Genomic DNA, 26,618 nt, shown 5'->3' on the forward strand with positions numbered 1-26,618 from the left:
AATTCTTCCTCTCGTCCCAATCCAATTTCGAATCCGAATGTGTACCGAAGGCCTTGCTTCCAAATCCAACTTGACAGTCAACGAAGCGGACCGATTCTTTCAGGTACCGAGCGGAAAATCATTTTCAAAGGGATAGAATTCAATGAAAAATATGGAAAAACTGAAGTATGTTGCGGTCGTAAGCATTTCACTTCTACTCGGGGCATTCTTATCTCCTGTGATGTTTTGTGGAACGGGCCAAAGTAGTCCGTTGTTTCTCAACGCAAAAGGCGACAAGGAACCGAGTCCGGCTACGCGTCAAGCGATCACGATTCAGCAAGCCTTCGAAGAAGTGTATCAAACCGCTTCTCCCAGCGTAGTCTCCATCGCCACCGAGAGAACACAGAACGTTCCCGTTCATCCCGGGCCGTTCGGAGATCCTTTCTTTGACCAATTTTTCGGAAGAGGTCAAGGCGGAGGGGGAAGAGTGATGAAACAAAAACAAACCGGTCTCGGTTCCGGAATCATCCTCAACACACAGGGTTATATTCTCACCAACGAACACGTGGTTCGTTCCATGGATAAACTTACCGTTCGTTTAAAAACGGGAAAGACGTATAACGCGGAACTTGTGGGTTCCGATGCGGTGATCGACCTCGCACTTTTAAAAATCAAACCGGACGGAGAACTCGTTCCGATCGAACTCGGCGATTCTTCCGCCGTGAAAGTAGGGGACTGGGCGATCGCGATCGGAGCTCCTCTCGGTTACGAACAATCTTTAACGGCGGGAATCGTGAGCGCCGTGGGTAGAACGGGAATCGACAACAGCGGAGTTCATTATCTGCAAACGGACGCTTCCATCAACCAAGGAAATTCCGGCGGACCTCTTTTAGACATCAACGGTCGCGTCATCGGGATCAATCGTATGATCGCTTCGCAAAGCGGCGGTTCGGTGGGAATCGGTTTCGCGATTCCGATTAACGAAGCTAAGGCGATCATGGAGGAATTGAAAACCACCGGCAAGGTCAAACGCCCCGCGCAGGCTTGGCTCGGCGTCGGCGTCGATTATCTTCACGAAGAAGACGCAAAGCAGTTGAAAATTTCCGGCGGAGCGGTCGTTGTACAGATCATGAACGATTCTCCGGCGGATCGGGCCGGGATTCAGTTGATGGATATCATCACCGAAATTTCCGGAGTGAAGATCAATTCTCCCGAAGAAGTGGTCAGCACGGTGAAGAAGAGCAAGGTGGGAGATCGGATCAACATCACGATCATTCGTCAAGGAAACGTTTCCAGACTTTCGATCCAGCTCAAGGAAAGACCGAACTGATTGTCAAAATCCCATACGCTCAATCCGGAAGAAGAATTTGAAGAAGAGTCGGGCTTACGTCCTTCTCTTCTTTCCGAATTTATAGGCCAGAAAGAAGTCCTCGAAAATCTTAGCATTTATGTGCAAGCGGCCAAGAACCGCAGACGCGCACTGGATCACGTTTTGATTTCCGGTCCTCCCGGTCTCGGGAAGACGACTCTTGCGGGAATCGTTTCCAACGAACTCGGAACCAGACTTACCGTAACATCCGCTCCCGTCATTACCAAAGGAGCGGACTTGGCCCGTCTTCTTACGAGTATGGGCGAGAATGAAATCCTATTCATAGACGAGATTCATACGCTTCATAAAAAACTCGAAGAGATTCTCTATCCCGCAATGGAGAATTACATGATCGATCTCGTGATCGGCGAAGGCGTTACTGCGCAAACCGTTCAAATTCCTTTGAAACCGTTTACGCTCATAGGCGCTACCACCCGCAGCGGTCTGATCAGCGAACCTCTCAAAAGCCGTTTCGGAATTCAACTTCGTCTCGATTATTACGGCGACGAAGAGATGAAGGAAATCGTTCTGCGTTCCTCGAAAATTCTCGGAGTGAAGATCGAAGACGATGCCGCCCTTGAAATCGGAAAACGTTCCCGAAAAACTCCGCGGATCGCAAACCATCTTTTAAAAAGAATCCGCGACTTCAGCGAAGTGGAAGGCAATCCCGCGGTGAAAAAGGAGCTTTGTCTCAAAGCCTTTGAAAAGATGGGGATTGACGACCTGGGACTGGATGCTATGGATAGACAGATCCTCGGATGTATGATCGATCGTTATAAAGGCGGCCCTGTCGGCTTAAAGGCGATCGCCGTCGTCGTGGGCGAGGAAGAGAAGACGATCGAAGACACCTATGAATCCTTTATGGTCCGCATCGGTCTCATCAACAGAACTCCCGCCGGTCGTGTTGCGACCGAAAAGGCGTACAGACAACTGAAGCGATTGGAAGAATTTTCCGGAAACCATGGACAAGACCCGACTTTATTCTGAATATTCCGGAATTCCCGAAGACGACAAGAGGCTGATTTACGCGTCCTTTCTCGTTCTTGCGCTCGCGTCTTTTTTTACCGCACATCTACTTACACGCAACATGCTCTGGAAAATTCTCGGCAGCGAACCCATGGTCAAAATGGAAAGCAACGAGGAAAAGGAAAAGATCTACGAGGTTCTTTTGGAACAGGACTTTGTGGATAAGAATATCAAGGACGAGTACAAGGCGCTTTCCAACGTAGACGCCGCGGGCGCCGGCGGGATTACGAAGAAGGAAGGATTTCATTCCGCAAGTCCGTTCCGCGAATTCATCATGGGAAGTATGGCGAGGAGACCTTCCGAGGCTCAGAAGCAGGAAGCCAAAGAGAAGAACGACGAAAAGGCTTTCGAAGTCGGCATCTACAAAATCGATCCGGTTCAAACAACGACCACCGAGGAAACGAAACAAAGCTCGCAAACCTACGGAAGAATGACGAAGATTCCGTTCAACTATCGATTCGAACAGGACTTCTTGTTTCGTTGGGACGGGAACCAAGCCTTATCGATTCCGAGAAAAAAACTCGCGGGTTACGAATACTTCAAACGGATGTTGAAACAAATCGAAGGAAGTTTCGCTCCTCCCGGCGGAGGAAATTTCGCATATCGCGATATGGCCGGAACCGTGGTGCGCGAAGGTATTCTTCCGGGACAAGTCAAAGTCCTTTTTATGTTAAACGACGGCGGTCAGGTTTTGGATACGAAACTCGTTTCCGGTCAGGGTCAGGACGTCGTAAACCAAGCGTGTTTGGATTCGATCCGCGGTCAGAATTTCGGAAAGGTTCCGGATGAAGTGAAGGCGCAAGGGATGATCTTCGGAATCAACTTCATCTTTCCGATGATGCGGCGTTAGTCGATCATGGATTTTGTTCGTAAATTTCAAATTTTTGAATATTCCACATCTATAGAGCTTCTGTTTATACACCTTTAAAAAGGAAATCCAAATCGAACATGGATCCGGTCAAAAAAGCGATTTACGAAAGGGAAAAACTGAAACGATCGGAACGCGCCGATCTTTTGCGGGAAAAATCCAGGACCGAAAGAGCGGAACGAATGAAACGATCGTTCGCGTCCTTTTTTGAATTCGTTGCGGGAACTTCGTTGTGGATCGGACTCAAACGCTATTTCCGATTTTTTCTCGCGGATTTCTGGATTGTAAATTACAGTTTTATAATATTTTTGCTTTTATTTTCTCTTCCCACCTTTTACGTCCTTTGTTTGGTTCCCGATTTTTTCGAATCGCCGACGGTGAAAACTTTGGCCGTGATTCCGCCCGTAGTTCTTTGTATCGAATGGTTTCGGAAGCTTCTTTTCGAACGAACAATTAAAAATCTTACGATTCCCGTAAACGGATATCGAGACATTTGGGAACATCCCGAACTGGGATTTTACAACTGGTTCGTATTGGAGCTGAAGGTCGCAAGTGATCGAAATCAAGAAGCGATTGCGGCGCTTTTGGAATCCTTTACGATACGCGCTAAAAAACTCTTTTATACGCACGATTGGGATATCCAAGAACCGCGCACGTTTTGGAAACATTCCGCAAATATTGCGAACGGTAGCGCGAATTCACGCGTCGTTCTATTGCTGCTTCGGGATTTGCTCGTGAAACTCGATCGATTGCATCGTTTTGAACCTTCGATCCGATCCGTGAATATTACGATTCTATCCGGTCCGATCGAAGTCGAAGCGCGGGTAAATCAATCCAATTCGGATTGATAAACGAATTCAAATATTCTAATTCGTATATCAATTCGGAATCGTCGAATTTTTTATTTTCGAGCGGAAATCGCTTCAAACGTATCATCTGGATGAATCTTTCCAAGGACTTGAACGGGTTGATCCTCGATCGAAAAAAAAGATCGCATGAAAGAATAGGATTGATTGAAAAAGAAAGAATCGAATCGTTCATGAAAGAATCGGAATATACAGAACGAATAGATTTTCGCCGTTCTTGAAAAGAAAATCATAATGAGCGTTTAGTTTTTCCGCCCGCATTCGAATACTGCTCATTCCGATTCCGGAAGGTTCCTCCGCGTTGATTTCGAATTTCTTTCCGTCGTCGATCACTTTTAGAGCGAGATGATTCCCTTCCTGATTCCAGCCGATTCTAATATTCTTCGCATCTGAATGTCGCAGAATATTGGACATGATTTCCAGAAAGATCTTTTGGACGTGCAGACATTGATCGAGATGAATCGAATCGGAAACATCCTCGATTTCCGTTTGGACCTGGATGGTTCCCGTGCCTCCTATTCTTTCTCCGTATCTCCTGAATACGTCCTCTACTAGTTCTTTGTTGCTTCCGTGATGATGCATCAAAAACACGATGTCCCGTACGTTGGAGATCAAATGGCCGACTTCCGTTTTCAACTTCTTCAGAGTGGAATCGTTTTTGTCCTTCGATTCCAGCTCGAAAAGAATCGCGGTCAGCTCCGAGCCGATCGAATCGTGGATATCCGATGCGATCCGCGTTCTTTCCTGAGCCTGTAATTTTAGTTGTTCGTTGTATTTGATCTGAAGCGCGGCGAATTCTTTCGCTCTTTCCAAATCCTCCGCGAACTTCGAGGAGATGATATAGGAATTTAATGCGACAAAGGTGATAAGCCCTAAGGGGAAGCTATAGGGAAATAAAACATAGACTTCGTATAAACCGTAGAACACGTCGTTCATCATGGTGAAAGCCAGAACACACCCGGTTAAAAGAATCGACTTGGACATCGGCTCTTTCGCCCGATATGCTTTGACCGTTCCGACGATCAATACGACTCCGTACAAAGGGGGAGTATACATAAACAAGGAATATAAGGTTACTAGGTTGCGTTCGTTTAAAAAGAAAATTCCGAGAAAGAATAAGGCGCTGGTTCCGATCGCGATTCGAAACCATTTTAGATCGAACTGGGCCGGAAACATCTTTCGAAGCATGCTATAAAACGCGGGAAAAAAAGCGGCTTCGCAAAAAAATTCGATTCGAATTCGCAGATCGAGAGATAGATTCGGGATCGCCATATATTGAATTCCGGAAGTGATAAAGGAATAGCCCGAAACCAAAAAGCAAAACGCCGCGAAATAAAGAGGAACAAGATCTTTACGATACGATAAAAAGAAAACTACGTGATAAATTCCGAATGAAAAGATGAGGATGATCAAAACGATTTCCATCCATTCTTCCTTTCGTTCCTCGGAGTCGATCGTGTGCGCGCCGCCGATTTGAAACGATTTCCGGATTCCTCCTTTGAGATGATTCCCTTTGAAGTTGGAAACCACGACCGTGATCGTAAAATCTCCCGAAGGAACGTCGGCGGTCGTAAGGAACGGATGCGCGACAAAAACCGTATCCAGCGGATCGACTCCGGTAAATCCGTTGGAATAAACCTTATGATCGTCGATGTAAACGTCGTAGACTCCGGGAAGTCTCGGAATACGGATTTTTAGATTCGGATTCTTAAAATCGCATAACACGCGCAGACGATAGGAGGCGTATCCTTCAAGAGTGAAATGGCGATCGTATTCCCTCCAAATTCCGGGAACGGGAAAATACGAAGGTTCTTTTGCGATCGGTTGTTTTCCGTGCGCCAGTTCTTTCCAGTAGAATTCCCAGTTTCCGTTTAGAGAGGCGGTGTTTTCGGCCAGATCGAAGTTGCGAAGATCGATAACTCCTTTGTCCGCCGAAGGTCTTTCCTTGGACGAAACGGTCGGAGAACAGGAAGCCGTTATCAAACAATAGATTAGAATAATGGAATGAAATAGAATTCTCATATTCTTTATTACGGATATCCGGGAACGTCCCGGATGATTCCCATTCTTCTGCCGCGGATGATCGCCTCGGATCTGGAATGGACTTCCATCTTTTTGTAGATTTTTTCGATATGTCTGCTGACCGTATGGCTGGAAATATCCAATTCCTCCGCGATATCCGGAAAGGTCATGCCAAGCGCGACTAAGTTGAGAATCTGCATTTCCCGTTCTGTCAATCCGAGAGTATTGGCGATCGGAGGATTTTTGGTTTCTTCTTTTTTCGAAAATTCGCGGATGATCTTATCCGCGATCCTGGGAGTCAGAGGCGCTCCTCCGAGTATGATGACTTTGAGTTCCGCGAGAAACAATTCGGGAGAAGTGTCCTTCAGAAGATAACCGGACGCGCCGGCTCGGATCGCTTCCACGATCTTTTCCTCGTCCTCGAACACCGTGAAGATCACATATTTCGTGTTCGGTGTTTTTTCCTTGAGTTCATGAAGACATTCGAGTCCGTTTTTTCCGGGAAGTCCGATGTCTAAGATGACAATGTCCGGGGCTTCCTGCGGTAAAAATTCGATCGCCTTTTGGGAATTGGGATAGTGTTTGAGAAATTCAAAATCGGAGGACTTGGATAGGAGTTCTTGGAGATTGAGAGCGGTGTGCCGATTGTCCTCGATGATGGAAACTAAATAAGAGGATTTCCTTTCTTTCGGCGATTCCGGAGCTACGACCATCCATCTGATTCTTCACATCCGTTCGATCCGGTAAATTATTTTTCTGTTACCGAAAGAATTCGTTCCATTCTTCTTTTGCTTTTTCCCATCTGCGTTTGCGATCCTCTTTGTCTTTGATCTTCAGATACAATCGAGGTTCTTTTTCCGGAAAGGTGATACGTACCCTGTGTTCGTGAAGCACTTCCACGAGAACGGTTTGTTTGTTCTCGATTTCGATCGAATAATTGACGACGCTTTTCATCTTCATCGGAACGAAACCTTGACCTAAGTTGCCGATTCCTTTTCGAAAATCCAGTGCCACGCATTCGACCGGTTTATGCCAGGTGTCGCAAAATCTTCCTTCGGGAGGAGGAACCGGTTTAAGTCCGCATGAAGCCGAAAAGATCATGAGAAACGAAGAAGACGCGATCGCGGCGTATCTTCTAAAAACGTTACGGAGAATCCGATCCTTCTGGACTTCGTTTAACATTGGAGTCGACCGCGTTTCGTTCATTGATCCGATTCTAGTTCGAGGTTGAGCTTGGTTTTCAGCGTCGGTTTTTCCTCGATGATTTCCCGGGCGAGTTTTACGATTTCTTCCCTTCGATCCTCCGCTTTCGGATAGAGTTCTTCGAGGATCGTAATCGATTTCGGATGAAGATTCTGCAGTCTGAAAATCTTCGCTTCCAAAATCCAAGAACCGGTCGTGATAAAGTCTTCGTTTTCGTTTCGTACCTTGCGGATATAGTTCAAGGAGGAAACGTATTGACCCGCGCGGAATTCGGAAAGGCCGGTAAGAAAATGGGCTTCCCGATCCGTTAAAAGAATCGAACCGCTGGACTCGGGGCTCGCCAGATTTCGTTTTAAAAATTCGGTGTCGCCCGATAACGAAGCGCCTAAGATCGAGATCCAAGTATAACCGATCTTGAATTCGGGACTGATCTTGTCATAAGGAATCGAACTCAAAAGCGCGGTCAAAGATTTTCTGGAAAGATGTTGTTTGATCGTTTCTCCGAACGCGATCATCGTTTCGTTGTCCGGATTTTCCGCGACGGCCGGATCGATCGCCTTTGCCCGAAGCGCGTTACGATACATTTCCTCCAGAATCGGAAGATACGAGCCGTCCTCTTTTAGAAAATCGTTGAACCCCGAATAGGCGAGTTTGACGAGCGTTCCCGAATCGAATGCGAATCCGTTGAGTAAAAACGAATCATAATTTCCTAATGCAGTGTAAAAATATCCCAGCTCGTCCGATGGGTTCGCGGTAACGTAATCTTTCGCCGCGTTTTGGAAATTTTTAACCGAACTTTCGTCTAAAGTTCCGGAGAGGATCTGCTGCTGTATGTTCTTTCTTTCCTTTTCGAGTAGAATCTTTCGGTCGCCTGCAAACAGATTCTTAATGTCTTGGCGGAAAAAAAATCCGGTTCCGCCTAAGAGAAGCAGAAGAGCGGAGAAAATGTACGGTTTATAACTGGTTTTCTTTTTATAACTTTTCAGACCGGATTGATACAACATACTTCGTCTACTTTTTATCCGCCTATTCAGGGTTCACGTATTTTTTGGATTCTATTCTACCCCTAAAACTTGACACTGAGGACACCCCTGATTCCGTTGGATTCTATGCCGTACGATTACGATTTTGACGAAGATTTTGAATTGGAAACCGGAGACGACGAGGACGTCACGGACGAAGAAGTTTTAACGTTTGCTTGTGAGGATTGCGATCACCGTTGGGAAGAGGACGCTTTCGAAGCGGAAGACTACGGTCCCGAGGGCGCGATTTGTCCGATGTGCGGTTCCGCTGCAGTAATCGAGCTTTGAAAAATACCGGGCCGGTTCGGCGATTCGCATCGAATTCCGCCATCCGGTCTTTCGGGTCCGCATTCGTTCTATTCCATTTATTCCTTCAAAGTCCGATTTCTTCCACCGATTTCAGCGACGTTTATGATTTTTATAAAAAGGGAAACTATGATACTTTAGTAAAGGTTTCCCGCACGGCTCTCCGCAAGGAAGAAGTCGATTACCGCATTCTTCTTTTGTATGTCGCCGCGGAAAAAGATCCGGAAGAGATCGACAAAACGCTTCGAAGTATTTATGAAAAGAAGGATTCGCATCCTGGAATCTTTTACAATTCGGTGTTTTTGTTTCTGGAACGTTGTCTGGTTTTGGAGGACGAATCTTCCGGAGTTTATTGGGGAAAAATTTTCAAGGAACGCGGATCGTCTTCGGTGCGTTATGCGGAAGGTCTCTATACGTACGCGTGCATTCTTTACGAGGCGGAGAAGTTCGCCGAGGCGAAGCAGATTCTTTCCAAGCTTAAGGAATTGAAGAACGCCGAGAAGTTGAATAAGAAAATTCGAATTTTAGAATTGAGCATCGAGAAAAAAACGGAGGCGCAGACGTGAAAGTACTCAAGGTACAAACCGGAAAACTCAAAGGTAAGTCGATCGAAACGCCTCCGGCCGTCGCGGGGAACACGAACTTCACTCCCGCGATTCTGAAAAAATCCGTATTCGATATTATAGGTTCCTTGGTGTTAAAGGGAAGATTGATTCCGGAGGAATCGGCTTTTATCGACTTTTTTGCGGGCTCGGGCCAAATGGGATTGGAAGCGGTAAGCCGGGGTTTCGCCAAAGTCGTTTTATACGAACTCGCTTGGGAAAGATCGGATAGTTTGCGGAAGTTATTCGCGAAATTAGGGGACAACTGCATCATCTATCGTAAAGACGTATTCCGTTTTTATGATAAACTGGATATCCCCGAAAGATCCCGCGTATTCTTTTTGGATCCTCCTTATTCTTTTTGGGAAAAGAAGACGGACAAAATCAAGTCCTTGGCGGATGCGTTGTTAAGCGAAGAGACGACCGTGGCCGTTTTCGTTCAGTCTCCGATCGATCCGGGCTGGTCCGATTTTGAAACCCGTAAATTCGGGAAGAATTTTTTGACCTTCCGGGTCAACGGGGGAGTGTCGGTCGATTTAGAGAACGGTTCCGACACCGAAAAGGAAGGCGCCGACGATTCCGACGACTTGTCGGAAGAGAATTCGAACACGGAAGATTGATGTTTCGCGGCCTCGGAAGAAAATTGAAACCGAACAAAAAAACGTTTTGAAAAAGTTTTTGAATATGAAATTTCTCCGAATCATGAAAATCGCAGTCGAAGGAATTTTTTCGACTCGAACGCGTGAGATTATCGAATCCATAACGACCGAAAGAACGATTCGCCTCTATCTCGTATTTTTTGTGATCGGTATGGGAATTTCCTTCGCTACCTTGCTCTTGAACACTTCCTTTCAGTTTATGGGAGTGGATCTTTCCGAATTCAAGTCCCTGTTCGTCTCTTTCCTTCCTTTATTCTTAAAGGATTATATTCAAATTTTATTATCGAGCGGAATCGTGTTCGGCGCGCTCGGTCTGCTTTTGTCGTCGCCTTGGTTTGCGGAAAAAGGGAAGAATGGGTTCGGCGGCGAACTTAAAAAATCCGGAGTTAAAGAAGTTTGGATTTTTGGAGTTTTCGTTTTTTTGCTTTGGTGTCACTCCATCATCTTTTATCCTCAGCTCTACGGAGAATTTTTCTTTTACCGTTTTTCGTCTCTGCGATTCTTTTTGTTCTTTCTGACGGATCGGGTTCCTCCGATCGTTCCACAAGCGGCGGCTCTTTCGATTCTCCTGGCCTGCACGATAAAATATTCCATTTCTTTAATTTTGCGCCGCGATTTTTTCCGACTTGTTTCTTTCGTTTTATTCTTCGTTTTTTTGATTTGTTTTCATCGTCTGGGAAGCGTGCCCGGAATTTTTCTTGTTTCGATCGCTTTTCTTTTTACGTTCGCGGTTTCGAACGTAAAAGTTACCGCTTTTGCGGGAAGCGCCGCGGCATTGTTCGCGATCCTTTTGACTTGGAACGTAAATCAGGAAGTCAAACCGCAAGTCCCTCCGGTTTCCAAAAACGCTCCGAACATTCTGATTCTGAGCGCCGATAGCCTGCGGCACGACAAGATGGGTTACTCGCTCGGAAAACGCGGACTTACCCCGAATATCGATTCGTTATCTCAAGATTCCGTAATATTCCAAGATCATCATACTACGATTCCGAGGACGTTCCCCGCTTGGGCCGATCTGTTGACCGGCCAACCGAGTTTTGTTCACGGAATTCAGGATATGTTCCCGGACGCGGAAGATCGATCCGGGTTGAACCGGACTTCTTCCCGTACGCTTCCGAAACTTTTATCGCGGCTCGGATATCGGACCGAGGTTGTGTCCTCTTTTGCCGGAGATATTTTTCCGAGAGCGGATTGGGGATTTCAATCGGTAAAGGCTCCGATGTTTCACGCCGGGACTCTGACTTCCCAGAGAATTTTGGAAACACAGAGTTTTCTGCTTCCGATCGTTACGGGTTCCTTGCCCAAGTCGGGTCCGTATTTTGCCGCGCTCCGCGGTATTCCGAGTTTAGGAGATGATTCTAAAATCCTGGACGATCTCTGGCCCGCGCTTGAAAAAAAGGAGAACCCGTTTTTTACGGTCTTCTTCTCTTCCGTGACCCATTTCCCGTTCAGTCCGCAATATCCGTTTTACAAAGAATTTACAAATTCTGAATATTATGGAAAGTTTAAATATTTTAAATTCGTGGACCCGAGCGATTCTTCAGAATTGGAAAAACCGGATCAGGAACAGATCCGCGGTTTGTTTCAAGGCGCGATCGCTTCCTTCGACGAATCGGTCGGCAAGATCGTAACACATCTCAAAGAAAACGGTTTGTATGATTCGACGCTGATCGTTTTGACGAGCGATCACGGGGAAGCGCTCTTCGAAGCCGATCACAGTCACGGACACGGGGAACATCTGCGAGGGGAGGGGGTGACCCATATTCCTCTTCTGATTAAATTTCCGAACAACAAAGGCGCGGGCAAAAAATTTGCCGGGATCAGCAGTTCTTTGGATTTGTTTCCGACCCTGATCTCGTTCGTCGCGAACGCGATGGAAAATTCTCCCGTTCAAAACGAGCTTCGAAACGAACTGAAAAAACGTGCGGGAAGGGATTTATCCGTCGCCTTGACGGCGCAAACTTGGAAGGATTCGCGATCGATTTATGGGGAAACCGGGATTTGGTTCAGCGACCTCGGCGATCATTTTTTTCAAAAGGAAAGAATTTTCTATCCCAATATTCTTCGTTTGCATTCGATCGAAGCCGGGGAGATTCCGTTTATCACGATCGGTGATTCTTACGCGAAGGAAAGCGTGATCGTTTCCAAACATAGAATGTTTCAGAATACGAACCGCAAACTCATCTACGCGCCTTCCGAAGACGGGGTGAAATGGAGTTGTTACGATCGGATCGCCGATCCTTGGAACGTGAAACCTCTCTCCGTCTCCGAATGTTCTTCCTTGAAGGATTCTCTCGTTTCGTTTCTTCTCGCGTCCGGAAAATTCAAGAAAGCGGGAGAGTATTTACTACCTTTGTCAAATTGATGCTTGAAGGATAGGGTTAAACTAAAAATCTGTAATTTTAGTATGCCTAGAAGAGAAGATATCCGTTCCGTACTCATCCTGGGATCGGGTCCGATCGTAATCGGTCAGGCTTGTGAATTCGATTACTCCGGAACACAAGCCGCAAAAGCCCTGAAAGAAAAAGGGATTCGCGTTATCTTACTGAACTCAAACCCCGCGACGATCATGACCGACCCCAATCTTGCGGACGCCACTTACGTGGAACCGATGACGGTTCAGGTCGTTCAAAAAATTCTTGAGAAAGAAAAGCCGGACGCGATTCTTCCCACGGTCGGAGGTCAGACCGCTCTCAATCTCGCTCTCGCCTGCAACACCGCCGGGCTTTTGGAAAAATACAACGTCGAACTGATCGGCGCCAAAGTCGATGCGATCAAAAAGGCCGAGGACAGGGAACTGTTCAAAAAGGCGATGGAAAAGATCGGAGTAAGAGTTCCCGCATCCGGTCTCGCAAACAATCTCAAAGACGCATACGAAATCAAAAAAAGACTCGGACTTCCATTGATCGTTCGTCCCGCGTTTACGCTCGGCGGAACGGGAGGAGGGATCGCTTACACCGAAGAAACGTTCGAAGAAGTCGTATCGAAAGGGCTCAAGGCTTCGCCGATCAGCCAGGTTCTTTTGGAAGAATCGGTTCTGGGTTGGAAAGAATTCGAACTCGAAGTCATGCGCGACCTTGCGGACAACGTAGTCATCATTTGTTCGATCGAAAATATCGATCCGATGGGAGTTCACACGGGTGATTCCATCACCGTCGCTCCGCAGCAAACCCTTTCCGATAAGGAATATCAAAATCTGCGCGATATGTCGATTGCGATCATCCGCGAGATCGGAGTCGAAACCGGCGGTTCCAACATTCAGTTCGCGGTCAATCCCGCGAACGGAGACGTGATCGTGATCGAGATGAATCCGAGGGTTTCCCGTTCTTCGGCTCTTGCTTCGAAGGCGACCGGATTTCCGATCGCAAAGATCGCGGCTCTTCTTTCCATAGGTTACACGTTAGACGAAATTAAGAATGATATCACAAGAGTTACTCCCGCGTCCTTCGAACCTTCGATCGACTATGTCGTAACAAAGGTGCCTCGTTTTGCCTTCGAAAAATTTCCGGGAACCGACGATACGCTCGGCGTTCAGATGAAGGCCGTCGGAGAAGCGATGGCGATCGGAAGAACGTTCAAGGAGAGTTTTCAAAAGGCTCTTCGTTCCTTGGAGATCGATCGTTACGGTTTCGGCTCGGACGGATACTTTCAAGAATTATTATATGCAAGAAGTCTAAATCCGGATCAGAGAAAGGAATGGATCGATTCTTTTCTGAAACGTCCGAACGACAAACGTATTTTTTACATCAAACTCGCTTTTGACGAAGGTTATTCCGTGGATCAGATTCACGACCTCTGCAAGGTGGACCGCTGGTTCCTGTGGCAGATGGAAGACCTTCTCAAATTGGAGAAAGAATATTCCGAAAAGGGAAATTCCGTTCTTTCCAAGATGAAACAAGCCGGTTTTTCCAACAGACAGCTTTCCTTTCTGAAGAATAAAAAGCAGATTCTGGATTTGCTCGACGGGGGTCTTCGGGTCGATCTGAAAAAAACCGAAATTCAAAATCTTCTCAAAAAATCCGAAGACGAGATCGAAGCCGAACTCGGTTCCAAAAAGATTCTTCCCGTTTACAAACGCATCGACACATGCGCGGGAGAATTCGAAGCTTATACTCCGTATTTTTATTCTTCCTATGATGAAGAGGACGAATCCGACGTGACTCCGGCTAAGTCCGTGATGATTCTCGGAGGAGGTCCGAACCGAATCGGTCAAGGAATCGAGTTCGACTATTGCTGTTGTCAGGCTTCGTATGCGCTTCAGGATTTGGGAGTCGAGTCGATCATGGTCAACTCCAATCCCGAAACCGTTTCGACCGATTACGATACTTCGGATCGTCTTTACTTCGAGCCGTTGACCTTGGAAGACGTGTTCCGCATTTATCAAAACGAAAAGCCCGAAGGAGTGATCATCCAATTCGGCGGCCAAACTCCGTTAAAGCTAGCAAAGGATCTGGAAAAGAAGGGAGTGAAAATTCTCGGGACAAGTCCGGATTCGATCGACCGCGCGGAAGACAGGAAACGTTTCGTTGAAGTATTAGAAAAATTGAAACTGAATTCTCCGGAAAGCGGAATCGCAACTTCTATGGAAGAAGCGAGGGAGATTGCATCGAAGATCACTTATCCCGTGTTGGTTCGTCCGAGTTACGTTCTCGGCGGACGCGCGATGCTCATCATCAACGAAGAGAAGGAACTCGACCGCTATATGGAAAAGGCGGAAGAGATCTCCAAAGATAGACCTCTTTTGATCGATTCTTTCCTGGAAGACGCAATAGAAGTGGATGTGGACGCTCTTTGCGACGGCAAGGACGTGTTCGTTACAGGAATCATGGAACACATCGAGGAAGCGGGAGTTCATAGCGGCGACTCGGCTTGTGTTCTTCCTCCGCAGACGCTTTCCAAAAAGATGATGGATGAAATCCGCAAAGCGACCGTGGACCTCGCGCTCGAACTTCAGGTCAAAGGTCTGATCAACATCCAATACGCGGTCAAAAACGAAATTCTTTACATCATCGAAGTCAATCCGAGAGCCTCCCGAACGGTTCCGTTCGTTTCCAAAGCGCTCGGACATCCGATCGTAAAATATGCGACCCGCATTATGATGGGGGAACCGCTAAAGAGTCTTCCGCTTCCGAAAGAAATGGCGTTCTCTCAGGTTTCGGTGAAAGAAGTCGTACTTCCGTTCAATAAGTTTCCGGGAGTGGATACGATCCTCGGTCCGGAAATGCGCTCTACGGGAGAGGTGATGGGAATCGCTTCCACTGCCGGAGAAGCGTTTTTAAAATCGCAGTATATGGCGGGGGACGAACTTCCTTCGCAAGGAACCGTTTTCGTAAGCATCAACGATAAAACGAAGTCCGAACTTCTTTCCTACATCAAGGATCTTTCGGAACTCGGCTTTAATCTGATCGCTACTTCGGGAACGCATAAATTTCTTTCCGATAACGGGATTCTTTCTTCCAAGATCAACAAGGTTTACGACGGAATCTTCCCGACGGCGCTCGATTATATTCGGGAGAATAAGATTCATCTCATCATCAACACCCCTCTTTCAAGAGTGACGAGAGACGACAGTTTTACGATCCGTCAGGCCGCGATCCGATTTAAGGTTCCTTGCTTAACGACGTCTAACGCGGCAAAGGCGCTCATCAAGGGAATGGTGGAGATGAAGAACAAGGGTTTTACGATCCATTCTCTTCAAGAAATCCACGCGATGCCGAAGACGATTTAAAATACATTTTCATTTTTTATTATGGGCTCGGAAATTTCCGGGCCTTTTTTATTTCAACATCGAGTGGTCCTTTTTAATTGCATATTTTCTAATTACGCGTATCGATTAATATTCGGCATTGCAGCTTGAATTTGGATGAAAGCCTTTTCGTTTTTATTGAGACCTTTAGCGAATGATTTGGTTTGTAAACGTAAATGTTGTATATTAAAATTATATAAAATTTCTTAATGCGAAACGTGATAAATGAGCGTTCGATTTATCTCAAAAGATTTGGCTTTTCTCCTTGTTAAATTTATATTGTAAAAAAGGAGAGAAAATGTCGAAATTCAGAAATCAATACCTGTTAATTTTGTTATTTCTATTATTAGTAAACTGTTCTACAGAAGTCGTTCGAGTGAATAATCCAAAAACGGATAAAGACAAGAAAACTTACGGGCTCGTTGCGTTTGGCCTCTATGTATATAATGAAAAACAAACCGATCTATTGGATATGTTTAGTAAGGATAAAGGCAGAGTCTTTAATGATCTTGGTAGGTCCGGGGTTCAATTCTCCGAAATTATTTCCAAAGACGCTGCTAAAAATCCTGTCAGCGTCAATCCGTATCCGAATGACAGCCCAGTCCTTGTGGAAAAACGTGACTCGGTGGATTACTTCGAATCGAAAGTAGGATATATTTCGCCATTCTATCTGCTGCTTTCCGTTGATCCAACAAAAGAATATCTTATCACGAGAATCGCTTATTCCTATGAAATAAGCTGTGGCCAGAATTGTAGAAAAACCGTTGTGCAGGATTTTCCTCTCAATTTGGCTAAATCATTTAAAGCGTTTCCGATTAAGGCGAAAGCTGGCGAAATCACATTCGGTGGGATCTTGATGGCAAGAGTTTTTCCTACGATGAAGGATGACCCTTTCGGAATTCCGGATGATACGGCTGGTCTCACGGAATTGTTTTCCGGCAATAAGGTTGCTATTAGTTTAGAGCCCGGAGAAGAGTTTATTCAGAAAATGAATTCTGATGAATTGAAGCAGTTTTTTTACGGCGGGACGGTCGATAAGAAAAATGCCGAAAAGTTGTTCTACGAAAACTTAATCAAAACTTATCAAGAAGGGTATTGGAAAACTCTAGCGGAGAAAAAGAGAGCCGCTTTAGGCAACTAAATTTGATCGCGTCTATTTCGGCGTATTTGAATTCGAAATAGACGCATTTCCGCGATTTATTTTTTTCACGAATCTTACTCAATAGTTCATATCACGAACTTCGCATATACTTGAATGTTGATCGGATTTCGGTCAAGGTTGGTTGTTTTTTTCCATCGGAAACGTTTCCGATGGAAACGACAAGACGATGTAGTATCAATTCGACGAATCGGAAAACTGCGCCCTGATCGTTTCGATTCGTTTGCGATTGACCCCTAAATCCGATTTTCCGAGACGGGAAGCGGATCTAACGTGGATCAAAGGCGCGTTTGCGTCGAATGCGAATTCCGCATCGTCCACAAATCTCCAGATCAAACTCGTAAACTCAACGTAAAGATATTTGTCTTCCTCTTTTATAAGATTGGTTCTGGCCGTTCCCAGTATCACTTTCTTCAGCTTTGCTTTCGCATCGGTCGGATTTCCCGAATAGGTCAAGGGTTGAATAAAATGTTCCGGATCGGATGCAGGTGCAAAACTGCTCACACAATTCGGAGTTTCCGGACAAGGCCCGAGTTTCCCGTTTTGAATCCCTAAGGTTATAGGTCTTGTCCCAGTGCATTGAATGAAAAGAAGAATGGAAAACAGGGAGAGGAAACGAGAAAGTCGCACGGTAATACTCGAATGCCGATGAACGCCGTTTTTTACGAATCGATTCCCGTGACTTACTTTCGACTTACGCGCGTTAGGTTGTACTCCGCTTGGAAGCGAAGGAATCACGGAAAAATCAGAAGATGCACATTTTGTCATAAAGGAAGAGTATCAGGAAAAACGAAATTGGCGAAAGAATTTTGTATTCTTTTGTAAAAATCTTATCGATTTCTATAAAAAAATAATTTCATGAAATGTGGAGGATTTCACTCTAAGACGAAAACGATGTCTCTTCTTGAATCTGAAAAAGTACCCTTAGGAAGTTTGCTTCCATCCTTCCAGCTTCCCGACCCGAACGGAACGATTTATTCCTCCGAAAAACTTTCGGGCGCGACCGGTTTGCTGCTCGTCGTTACGTGCAATCATTGTCCTTATGCGCAGGCGATCTGGCCGAGATTGATTCGTTTTTCCACCGAGATTCTTTCCTTAGGAGTAAGAACGGTCGCGATCAATCCGAACATTCATCCAGATTATCCGGATGATTCTCCCCAAATGATGCTCGCAAAAATCAAAGAATGGGGTATTCCGTTTCCGTATCTCGTGGACGAAGAGCAGGAAGTCGCGAGAAAATTGAGGGCAATGTGCACGCCGGATATTTATCTCTACGACAGCGAGCAAAAACTTTTTTACCACGGGAGAATGGACGACAACTGGAAAAATGAAAGACAGGTTTCCCGGAAAGAACTCGAATACGCGGTTCATCAACTCGTAAAGGGAAATCCCGCTCCGATCAATCAGATGCCTTCGATGGGCTGCTCCATCAAGTGGAAGGAGTAATTTCTTGCCTGCAATCACACCCGATCATACTCCCGTCGCCGCCGAATTCCAGGACGCGAACGTAATCAGCGAACATTATCGCGAAATCGAAACGAAAGCCCTCGATCATTTTCGCGAGGAATTTAAAAAGAATGAAAACGCTCTGGAAAACGTTCCCGTTACCGGATTGAATCCTTTTTTAAAACGAAGCGGGGATCTCTATCAGGATTGGAGAATCTTAAAAAAGAATCTTACCGATAAATACGACGAACTTCAGAAAAGTAGAAATCTCGAATATGAATTGATCTATCGTAAACTCGTCGCGGATAAAAATCACAAAGCGAAGCCGACTTCGCTCATAGGGGATATTTTTCAATCCGTTGTCGACGGAGTTTTGAACACGGTTTATACCTGGTTCGATTCGGAGAAGAAAACCGATCCTCCTCAAACCGCGGTTACTCCGGAAAAACATCCGAAGAAAGAAAGCGACGACTTGAAAAAACTCTACCGGGAAATGGTGCAAAAGAAATTAAAAGAAAGGGACCGAAGTTTTTCCCTGTTTCAAGATATTTTGAAAGAGTCGGCTTTGAATTGGAATCAGTCGTATCGAAAGAAGTTTCATCAAAGTCTCGCTTCCACGGTCAAACAACTCGAATCTTCCAAGGCGAACAAGGCCGAAATTTTAAACGTTTCCAAAACGGCGAAGAAGGCGGTGCTAAGTTTTCACGACGAGGATAAGATTCAAAAATATTCCATTTTTATGATAGACTATTTCTTCGATCGACTTTTGAAAAAGGAGCCGGTCGCGGAAAACAAAATGGTTCTTCCCGAAAAAACGGAACCCGCAAAATCCGAGGAAAATAAAACCGCCGCCTTGATTCCGAATCCCACAAGGGAGAATTCCGAGGCGCAAAAGGCGGTGGATCGCGTCGTAAACGAATCGAATCACGAAAACGGAAAACAAAACGGCTCCAAGAAGAAATGTCCGATCACGGATTTGCCGGATCATCTCATCAAGGAATGTTATTCCGATTATTTGATCGTGGACTTGTCGACGAAAGAGAAACGTTTGGAGTTGCATCGGATCCGTCTCGGGAAAGAGAATCAAAACACGAGAGCGGAAGCGATCGAATTCTTCAGTCAATGTGCGAACAAGGACTCCGGCTCGGTAACGGTCGCGGAAGCCGTATTAAAACGACACAATATCACACAAGAGGAAGAATCCCGTTTAAAGGATATGATCCAAAAGCAAAAGTCGTGTAAGTAGGCTTTGGGACTTTTAGAAAAAGCGATCGATCGTTACGGCGGTTGGAAACTCTGGGATCGCGTCGATTCATTCGAACTCGAGTTGAAATATCTCGGCGCGCCGATTCCTAACCGAAAGGGTTTAGGCAAAACGTTCGCGAAACCGAACTTTCTAAAAATTTATCCCAAATCGTTCACGGCCGAGTTTTTGGAATATCCTTCCGCCGGTAAAAAAATCGTATTCCAAAACGGTAAAGTAGGAATCTTTTATATACAAGAAACCGATTTCGAATTCGAGATTCCAGATTACAGAGAAACGTTCCGAGGTTTCCGGAAATACAGACGCTGGAATCCGTTGGATGCCGCGTATTTTTTCGGATATGCGATGACTCAATACTTCAGCGTTCCTTTTGTACTCAAGGAATTCGGAGTTCGGGAAGTTCCTCTGATCGACGGTTTTCGAATCGACGCGGAGTTCCCGCAATCCATACACACTCACTGCCGAAAACAATCCTATTATTTCAACGAAGAAGGTCTTTTAATACGCAACGATTACACCGCCGACGTGATCGGACCTTGGGCGATCGGCGCACATCTTACGACGGATTATCGGGAGATGGACGGAATTCCGGTCGCGACTCGACGCAAGGTCTTTGTTCGTTTGGGAAAGTTTGTAACGCGGATTTGCGTTTTGTCGGCGGAGTTGAATCCGATTCGAGTGAATTTTCGTTGAAGCGGAGATCCTACATTTCTCAAGAATTCGATATAGGAAGTAGGAGATCCTACCGCAGTTTCGGAAACGGAAACGCGCACAGAATTTGTAAGAGTTCCCACATCTTTCCGAGTAACCCTGCTTACTCGCAGGAGTTCCCACACTCTCCCTCGGAAATTCCGCTCTTCTTCGCGACATAATCGCAAAAGGGAAGAAGATAATTTAAAAAACCGTCAAGGAATTCCGTGAAAGATCGATTTTAATACTGCGGAGCGCAGTATGAACATTTCCGGTGAACTTCCTCTAACAGAATTTAAACCTCAGAAATATACGGAACAAACCCCAGGTCTTCCGACCCTCGGTGCTCCGATCGGAAAAAATTCCTTTCTCGACGTTATGAAATCTCTGCAAGGTTCCGCGCAGAAGGGATTGGACGAAACTCTGACCGGAATTCAGAACGCATTCTCGAAGTCCGAAGTTCCCGCTCCCCAAGAAAAAAAAATCGAATCTTCCGACAAGAATGACACGGAAGAAGTTGCTTCCAAAGAAGAAGTTAAAACGGAAAACGAAGAAGTCGCTCGGGAGGAAGACGAGTTCGAAGCGATCGAAGAAGCGGATAACGTAACGACGCTGCCTTGGTTTCTCGTTGCGGAAGCGAAACCGAACGAAACGGTCGATCCTGAAATCGAATCCGCAATCATAAACGAACTACAAACACAAATCACGGAAGACGTCGCAACCGAATCCCTCGAATCAAAACAGGTTTCTACGAGCGAGCTGATCGAGACCCTTTTTGCAACGGAAGAATCTTCGGAATTGTTAAGCGAAGTAGCGATAGAGGAAGGATCCGCGTTTCAACCGGAAGAGCAGGGAGAAACCTTGCCTCTCTATGAAGACTCGAAAGAGATCAAACGCCCGATGATCTCTAAAAGGGAAGAATCGATTCGCGAAGAAGCATTTAAATCATCCGAAACAAAATCATCCTCCGAAATTTCAAGAAACATCGAAACAAACGCAAAAGAATCCAAAGAAAACGGAAATGTGAAAAATCTTTCCAACAAAGAGAACGGCTCGAAAGGATCTGAAGAGGCGAGAATCGAAGTTTCCAAAGAACTCGCACTCGATTCCGAAAAATGGAAGATCAGCCGGGATAAAAAAACGGATTCTTACATGAACTTGAAGACCGCGGCAAGAGAAGAAATTAAAACCGCAGTTCTCAATCAATTCGCCGAAAATTCTTCCGGAAAATCCGGACAAGGTCAGGAACAATCCTTCCGCAACGGAGGGGATTCGTATTCTTCTCTTGTAAAAGGTGTTGGAGCCGCCGGAGTCGGCGCTTCGAGAGACAACGGAACCTTCAACAAAGAATTCTCCCTTTCCAAAGATGCGGGCGTTTTATCGAAAAAAGACGTTCAACATAACTTTCAAAATCTGATCCGTTCCGCAAGAGTGCAGATCCTTGAAAACGGAAGAACGGAAGCGAGCATCCGCATGAATCCGAAAGACCTCGGGCAAATGTCCCTTTCGATTTCCACGGACAAGGACTTGGTACGCGGAAAACTTCTCGTCGAATCCGAAACCGTCAAACAGCAGTTAGTCGCCGATCTCGCGAGTTTGAAACAGGATCTCAAAGCGAACGGTCTCGAACTCGAGTCGCTCGTGATCGAAGTCAAAGAAAGAGAGGAAACGTTCGCGTTCAACGGCGATTCCGATAAGAACGGAAAAGATCCTAATTCTTTCCAAGCCGCGTTCGGAGAGGAATGGAACTCCGACTTTAAAAAATCTTTTTACGAAGAAGACGAACTTTCCCTAGAAGAAAATTCTTCCGAGTCTCATGGTTTTTCTGAAAAAACCGAAGGGAAAACCGAGAAACTGCTCGATCTGAAAGTATAGGCCTCGGAGGAAATCATGCCAGAAGCAGCCGGCGTTAGCCAACAAGCAACCAGAGATCGTTATCTCGAAGGAGACAGAAGTTTCAATATCCGGAACCACATGGATAATTTGGAACGGGAAGAAAAGAACGGTCTCAAAGGAATCGAGATTCGCTCCACGGTAAAGTCTCTCGGCAAGGACGATTTTCTCAAACTTCTTATAACGCAATTATCATCCCAAGATCCGACCAACCCGGTTAAGGACCAGGACTTCATCGCACAGATGGCGCAGTTCTCTTCTCTCGAACAGATGAACAACATCTCCACCGGAATTCAAAAGATGGGGAACCGTCAGAGTTTTTCTCTTGTTGGAAAACTCGTTTCCGGTCCGGACTTCGTCAACGGTGAGAACGTCGCCGGAATTGCGGGCGCTCTTTTTTTCGACGGAGAAGGAAAGACATTCGTTCGAGTAAACGGTAGATCGATCGACGTGGAACAAATTTCCTTAATCAGCGACCCGACCGTTTTGAAAGAACAGGAAGCCGCTTACAATCAAGCGCAGGCTCAACAGAATCAAACCGTTACCGGACCGTCAAAGCAAACCGCAGCAGGCGCACAGACGGCTGCCGGAGCCGAGACGATTGCGCCTAACGCACCTCAGGCGATTTCGGACGCTGACTCCGCAAAAAGGGAGCGCGAATCGGTTTCGGCTAACGCGGAGCGGTCGCCCGAGCTGAAGGACAAAACCGCGACCGAAGTAAAACCTTCGGACTGGAAATTTCCCGGCAAAGATAAAAGCAATTCATACGAATAAATAAACAAAGGATTATCGAGGTAACAGCTTTATGATGAGGTCACTCTATTCCGGTGTATCCGGACTTAAGAACCACCAGGTCCGAATGGATGTCATTGGAAACAACATCTCCAACGTGAACACTCACGGTTTTAAAACCGAGCGTGTTACGTTTCAGGATATGATTTCTCAGGAACTCAGAGGAGCTTCCGAACCGAAAGAGAATATCGGAGGTGTGAACCCTCAACAAGTCGGTTTGGGTTCCTTGATCGCGGCGATCGATAAGATCATGACGCAAGGTTCTCTACAGACAACCGGTAAGAATACGGACGTGGCAATGTCCGGCGAAGGATTCTTTATCGTGAAAGACGGAGACAAACAGTTCTATACGAGAGCCGGAGCTTTTAACCTCGATAAAAACGGCTACTATGTAAACCCTGCAAACGGTCTCAAGGTTCAGGGTTGGAATTCAAGACTCGACGACAAAGGAAATAAGTTCATCAATTCGTCCGCGTCCATCGAAGATATTATCATTCCCGTATATTCCAAAGAGCCGGCAAGAGCGACTTCTCAGATCGATTTCAAATCGAACTTGAATTCTTCCGCTCCCGCCGTTCCTCCGGACGCGACTCAGGAAGAGATCACCGCTATGATCAACGATCCGGATCCGAAGATGAGAAGAGGGCACGTAACTACGATTAAGACCTTTGACGACCAAGGGATTCAAAGAGAATTCAAGATGGAATTTTACAAGGTTCGCGATAACACTTGGAAGGCTCGACTGAGCATGACCGATGCGACTCAGCTTTCTGCGGACGTTTCCGGAACCGGCGGACAAAACACGCAACTTCCGGGAAACACGGAGCTTGAATTCGGCTTCACTCCGGACGGAAAACTCGTTTACGTTTCCGACGGCGTGGACTCGATGAACAGCGGTAAGTTGAATGCGAAGGTTTCTTTCCGAATCGCCGGAAATCCCGCGGTTCAAAGCTTCGATCTGAATTTAGGCGAAGCGGGAATGGTGGACGGAATCACCCAATTCTCCTCCGACTTCACTACTAAAGCGGTGAAACAAGACGGTTACACGATGGGATATCTGGAATCCTTTTCCATAGACAACTCCGGAACGATTACGGGTGTATTTTCGAACGGCGTACGTCAGCCTCTCGCGAGAATTGCGACCGCGGTATTCAACAACCCGGCCGGTTTGGACAAGGCCGGAGACACCATGTTCGCGTATTCCATGAACTCCGGAGAACCTAACATCGGTGAGGCGGGGGTTCAGGGAAGAGGAAAGATCAACGCGGGTCTTTTAGAGATGTCTAACGTGGATCTTTCCGATCAGTTTACGGACATGATCGTGACTCAAAGAGGTTTCCAAGCGAACTCGAGAACGATCACGACGTCCGATCAGATGATTCAGGAAGTCTTGGGTCTCAAACGTTAAGAATCTTTCTGATTGATTTCCTCTTCGGTCCATTCCATTGAGCCGAAGAGGGGATGAATTCCGCAAGTTTCAAGTTATAGAATCGTTCTCTTTTTTTTGCCGAATCGGAGGAAAAATTCTCTTTCCACTATATTTCCAGTACAGTTTCATTGGTTCCTGGTAGGATGAGTCAGAAGTTTCCTAAATACATAGTTACGGACTCCCGTTCCATCGCTAAAAGACTGAACCCGCTCGCCCTCCGCTTAGAAATACAATTTTTAGATCTCTCCGAATTCTTTCAGTCCGAAAACATCCGAGATTCCATCGGGTTTTTGAACGTTATCTTCTATCTCACCGTTCCGAAACTCATCGAAACGCAAAGGGAAATCCACAAACAGTTTCAGAGCAATCCATTGATTCTAAGCCGTTTTATTTTGAACGACGGTTTGGATTACGCTCACTCCGAAGAATTGAAAATCGAAGAAGATCTGATTTTTTCCGTTCTTCCGGAATCTTCTTCCGATCTGATTTTGAACAAAACGTTTCTCAATGCGCTCACGCAATTGCAGATGATCACCGACCAGTTCGATTTGCAGCACAAGGTCAATACGACCAAGTATGAGATTTCCAAACTTACTCGGATCGGAATCAGCCTCGCGGACGAAAAGGATTTCAACAAACTTCTTCGGGAGATTATTTTCAGTGCGAGAGAGATCGCAGTCGCGGATTCCGGTTCTTTGTATCTCGTGGAAAAGGACGAGCTCGGCTTTATCCGTAATCTTCGGTTTAAAATCTCCTCGATGGATATCGATACGGAAGAATTCCTCCTTCCGATCAATAAATCCAGTATCGCCGGTTACGTCGCGGCCACGGGAAAAATTCTGAACATACCGGACGTGTATGATCTTGCGGAAGACGCGGAATATACGTTCAACAGCAACTTCGACGTATTATCGAATTATCATACGAAATCCATGCTCGTCGTTCCAATGAAGAATCACAGAAACGAGGTCGTGGGAGTCATACAGCTCATCAATAAAAAGAGAAACTTCAACCAGAAGTTGACCGTGGAGCAGATGAAAGGGAAGGACGTTCTTCCCTTTGACGATTATTCGGCGCAACTCGTGATGAGCGTCGCCGGACAAGCGGCCGTGGCGATTCAGAACAACAATCTTTTACAGGAAATCGAAACGCTATTCGAAGGATTTGTAACCGCTTCCGTAAACGCGATCGAATCCCGGGATCCGACTACGAGCGGTCATTCGTTTCGAGTGGCGCTTTTAACGGTCGGATTGGCCGAAACGGTGGACGGGGTCGGACACGGAAAATACGCCGAAACAAAATTTTCGAAAGAACAAATCAAAGAGATACGTTATGCGTCTTTGCTTCATGACTTCGGAAAAGTAGGGGTCCGCGAGAAGGTTCTCGTTAAATCGAAAAAACTCGAAGACTACGAACTCGAACTGATCCGCTGGAGATTCGAATACATCAAAAAAGACATCGAATCAAGAATTCTGCAGAAAAAAACGGACTATCTGAAAAAACACGGAACGGCGGGTTTTGCGGATTACGAAACCTCCCTTGAATTCGAACTTCAAGTCGAATATCAAAAACTCGATCAGATGTTTCAGATCGTCGTCAATTCGAATGAGCCGTCTATATTAGAGGAATCTAATTTTCAAATGCTCGAAGAAATCGCCAAGGTGAATTATTCCACCACCGGAGGCGATAATCTGCATTTGATTTCGCCGTATGAGTTCGGATTTTTGACGATCAAAAAGGGGTCTCTCGATTTCGCGGAACGAAAGGAAATCGAATCGCACGTGGAACATACCTTTCAGTTTTTGAGTAAGATTCCTTGGACCGGAGATCTAAAGATGATTCCTTCGATCGCGCACGCGCACCATGAAAAACTCGACGGAACCGGTTATCCGAGAGGTCTTGCCGGAGATTCGATACCGGTTCAATCCAGAATCATGACGATTTCCGATATATACGACGCTCTTACGGATAAAGATCGTCCTTACAAACGCGCGGTCCCGGTTGAAAGAGCATTAGATATTCTGCAAATGGAAGCGCGGGAAAATCACGTGGATCAGGATCTTTTGAAAATCTTCATCGAAGGGAAAGTCTACGAACGATTGAATAATTCCGGTTATTTGCGTTAGGCGGACGGCTCGGGTTTCAACTTCGATTGCGACGCGTAAGTTCATTATGGCGTTCCCGCGCCCGAAATGATTGTTAAACGAAGTTCTTGGAAAAACGGCGCGGGCCGGGCTTGCTCCGCGCTCAGGCTAACGCCTTCGGTCGTCTCTTGCG

Annotated in this window: 21 protein-coding genes and 1 pseudogene; 17 read left to right on the forward strand and 5 right to left on the reverse strand. The window is 46.0% G+C overall.

Annotated features, from left to right (window positions below; genetic code table 11):
* The first annotated feature begins 142 nt into the window (after positions 1 to 142).
* The 4 genes from LFX25_RS04995 to LFX25_RS05010 all read left to right on the forward strand — a co-directional run bounded on the left by LFX25_RS04995 (position 143) and on the right by LFX25_RS05010 (position 4,090).
* A complete protein-coding gene (locus LFX25_RS04995; protein ID WP_238729260.1) occupies positions 143 to 1,309 on the forward strand; it encodes a S1C family serine protease in 1,167 nt (388 codons plus the stop codon).
* On the forward strand, positions 1,310 to 2,335 hold the full coding sequence (gene ruvB, locus LFX25_RS05000; protein ID WP_238729261.1) for a Holliday junction branch migration DNA helicase RuvB: 1,026 nt from the start codon (positions 1,310 to 1,312) through the stop codon (positions 2,333 to 2,335).
* A complete protein-coding gene (locus LFX25_RS05005) occupies positions 2,310 to 3,224 on the forward strand; it encodes an energy transducer TonB (protein ID WP_238729262.1) in 915 nt (304 codons plus the stop codon). Before ruvB ends, LFX25_RS05005 begins: the two co-directional genes overlap by 26 nt.
* A 98-nt stretch (positions 3,225 to 3,322) precedes the next feature.
* Positions 3,323 to 4,090 carry a hypothetical protein gene (locus tag LFX25_RS05010; RefSeq protein ID WP_238729263.1) on the forward strand — a complete coding sequence of 256 codons (768 nt, stop codon included), beginning with the start codon at positions 3,323 to 3,325 and terminating at the stop codon, positions 4,088 to 4,090.
* 189 nt (positions 4,091 to 4,279) lie between these two features.
* Here LFX25_RS05010 and LFX25_RS05015 read toward each other — a convergent pair whose 3' ends face one another.
* The 4 genes from LFX25_RS05015 to LFX25_RS05030 all read right to left on the reverse strand — a co-directional run bounded on the left by LFX25_RS05015 (position 4,280) and on the right by LFX25_RS05030 (position 8,337).
* Entirely contained in the window at positions 4,280 to 6,130 is a 1,851-nt protein-coding gene (locus tag LFX25_RS05015) for a sensor histidine kinase (protein ID WP_238729264.1), read from the reverse strand.
* Between the two features lie 8 nt (positions 6,131 to 6,138).
* Positions 6,139 to 6,843 (reverse strand): response regulator, encoded by a 705-nt coding sequence (locus tag LFX25_RS05020; protein ID WP_238729265.1) that lies wholly within the window; start codon positions 6,841 to 6,843, stop codon positions 6,139 to 6,141.
* 46 nt (positions 6,844 to 6,889) lie between these two features.
* On the reverse strand, positions 6,890 to 7,231 hold the full coding sequence (locus LFX25_RS05025) for an LIC12806 family lipoprotein (RefSeq protein ID WP_406600518.1): 342 nt from the start codon (positions 7,229 to 7,231) through the stop codon (positions 6,890 to 6,892).
* A gap of 101 nt (positions 7,232 to 7,332) precedes the next feature.
* Positions 7,333 to 8,337 (reverse strand): hypothetical protein, encoded by a 1,005-nt coding sequence (locus LFX25_RS05030; RefSeq protein WP_238729267.1) that lies wholly within the window; start codon positions 8,335 to 8,337, stop codon positions 7,333 to 7,335.
* A 105-nt stretch (positions 8,338 to 8,442) separates the two neighbouring features.
* Here LFX25_RS05030 and LFX25_RS05035 point away from each other — a divergent pair, with 105 nt between their 5' ends.
* The 6 genes and pseudogenes from LFX25_RS05035 (at position 8,443) to lp30 (ending at position 16,809) form a co-directional block, all read left to right on the forward strand.
* Positions 8,443 to 8,643, forward strand: a complete 201-nt coding sequence (locus tag LFX25_RS05035) for a hypothetical protein (RefSeq protein WP_238729268.1) — start codon at positions 8,443 to 8,445, stop codon at positions 8,641 to 8,643.
* Positions 8,640 to 9,227, forward strand: coding sequence for a hypothetical protein (locus LFX25_RS05040; protein WP_238729269.1), 588 nt, complete (start codon positions 8,640 to 8,642; stop codon positions 9,225 to 9,227). Before LFX25_RS05035 ends, LFX25_RS05040 begins: the two co-directional genes overlap by 4 nt.
* Positions 9,224 to 9,883, forward strand: a complete 660-nt coding sequence (locus LFX25_RS05045) for an RsmD family RNA methyltransferase (protein WP_238729270.1) — start codon at positions 9,224 to 9,226, stop codon at positions 9,881 to 9,883. The genes LFX25_RS05040 and LFX25_RS05045 overlap by 4 nt, the downstream gene beginning before the upstream one ends.
* 277 nt (positions 9,884 to 10,160) lie before the next feature.
* Positions 10,161 to 12,287, forward strand: a pseudogene (locus LFX25_RS05050) (sulfatase-like hydrolase/transferase); the annotation flags it as partial.
* Positions 12,288 to 12,329: 42 nt separating this feature from the next.
* Positions 12,330 to 15,650 carry a carbamoyl-phosphate synthase large subunit gene (gene carB, locus LFX25_RS05055; protein WP_238729272.1) on the forward strand — a complete coding sequence of 1,107 codons (3,321 nt, stop codon included), beginning with the start codon at positions 12,330 to 12,332 and terminating at the stop codon, positions 15,648 to 15,650.
* Between the two features lie 316 nt (positions 15,651 to 15,966).
* A complete protein-coding gene (gene lp30, locus LFX25_RS05060) occupies positions 15,967 to 16,809 on the forward strand; it encodes a plasminogen-binding receptor Lp30 (RefSeq protein ID WP_238729273.1) in 843 nt (280 codons plus the stop codon).
* A gap of 195 nt (positions 16,810 to 17,004) precedes the next feature.
* Here lp30 and LFX25_RS05065 read toward each other — a convergent pair whose 3' ends face one another.
* Entirely contained in the window at positions 17,005 to 17,595 is a 591-nt protein-coding gene (locus tag LFX25_RS05065; RefSeq protein ID WP_319936852.1) for a DUF1499 domain-containing protein, read from the reverse strand.
* A 126-nt stretch (positions 17,596 to 17,721) separates the two neighbouring features.
* Here LFX25_RS05065 and LFX25_RS05070 point away from each other — a divergent pair, with 126 nt between their 5' ends.
* From LFX25_RS05070 to LFX25_RS05100, 7 genes are all read left to right on the forward strand, one after another.
* The gene (locus tag LFX25_RS05070; RefSeq protein ID WP_238729274.1) at positions 17,722 to 18,273 is read left to right on the forward strand and encodes a thioredoxin family protein; all 552 of its coding nucleotides are present in this window, start codon (positions 17,722 to 17,724) and stop codon (positions 18,271 to 18,273) included.
* A gap of 4 nt (positions 18,274 to 18,277) precedes the next feature.
* On the forward strand, positions 18,278 to 19,519 hold the full coding sequence (locus LFX25_RS05075; protein WP_238729275.1) for a hypothetical protein: 1,242 nt from the start codon (positions 18,278 to 18,280) through the stop codon (positions 19,517 to 19,519).
* Between the two features lie 3 nt (positions 19,520 to 19,522).
* Positions 19,523 to 20,230, forward strand: coding sequence for a hypothetical protein (locus LFX25_RS05080; protein ID WP_238729276.1), 708 nt, complete (start codon positions 19,523 to 19,525; stop codon positions 20,228 to 20,230).
* A gap of 258 nt (positions 20,231 to 20,488) precedes the next feature.
* Complete coding sequence (locus LFX25_RS05085) at positions 20,489 to 22,102, forward strand: flagellar hook-length control protein FliK (RefSeq protein WP_238729277.1); 1,614 nt, start codon at positions 20,489 to 20,491, stop codon at positions 22,100 to 22,102.
* Between the two features lie 15 nt (positions 22,103 to 22,117).
* Positions 22,118 to 22,894: a flagellar hook capping FlgD N-terminal domain-containing protein gene (locus tag LFX25_RS05090; RefSeq protein ID WP_238729278.1), complete on the forward strand. Its 777-nt coding sequence runs from the start codon at positions 22,118 to 22,120 to the stop codon at positions 22,892 to 22,894.
* 31 nt (positions 22,895 to 22,925) lie between these two features.
* Positions 22,926 to 24,320, forward strand: coding sequence for a flagellar hook protein FlgE (flgE, locus tag LFX25_RS05095; protein WP_118955493.1), 1,395 nt, complete (start codon positions 22,926 to 22,928; stop codon positions 24,318 to 24,320).
* Positions 24,321 to 24,484: 164 nt separating this feature from the next.
* Positions 24,485 to 26,467 carry an HD domain-containing phosphohydrolase gene (locus LFX25_RS05100; RefSeq protein ID WP_238729279.1) on the forward strand — a complete coding sequence of 661 codons (1,983 nt, stop codon included), beginning with the start codon at positions 24,485 to 24,487 and terminating at the stop codon, positions 26,465 to 26,467.
* The last annotated feature ends 151 nt before the right edge of the window (positions 26,468 to 26,618 follow it).

Source organism: Leptospira sanjuanensis, from assembly GCF_022267325.1.
GTDB lineage: Bacteria > Spirochaetota > Leptospiria > Leptospirales > Leptospiraceae > Leptospira > Leptospira sanjuanensis.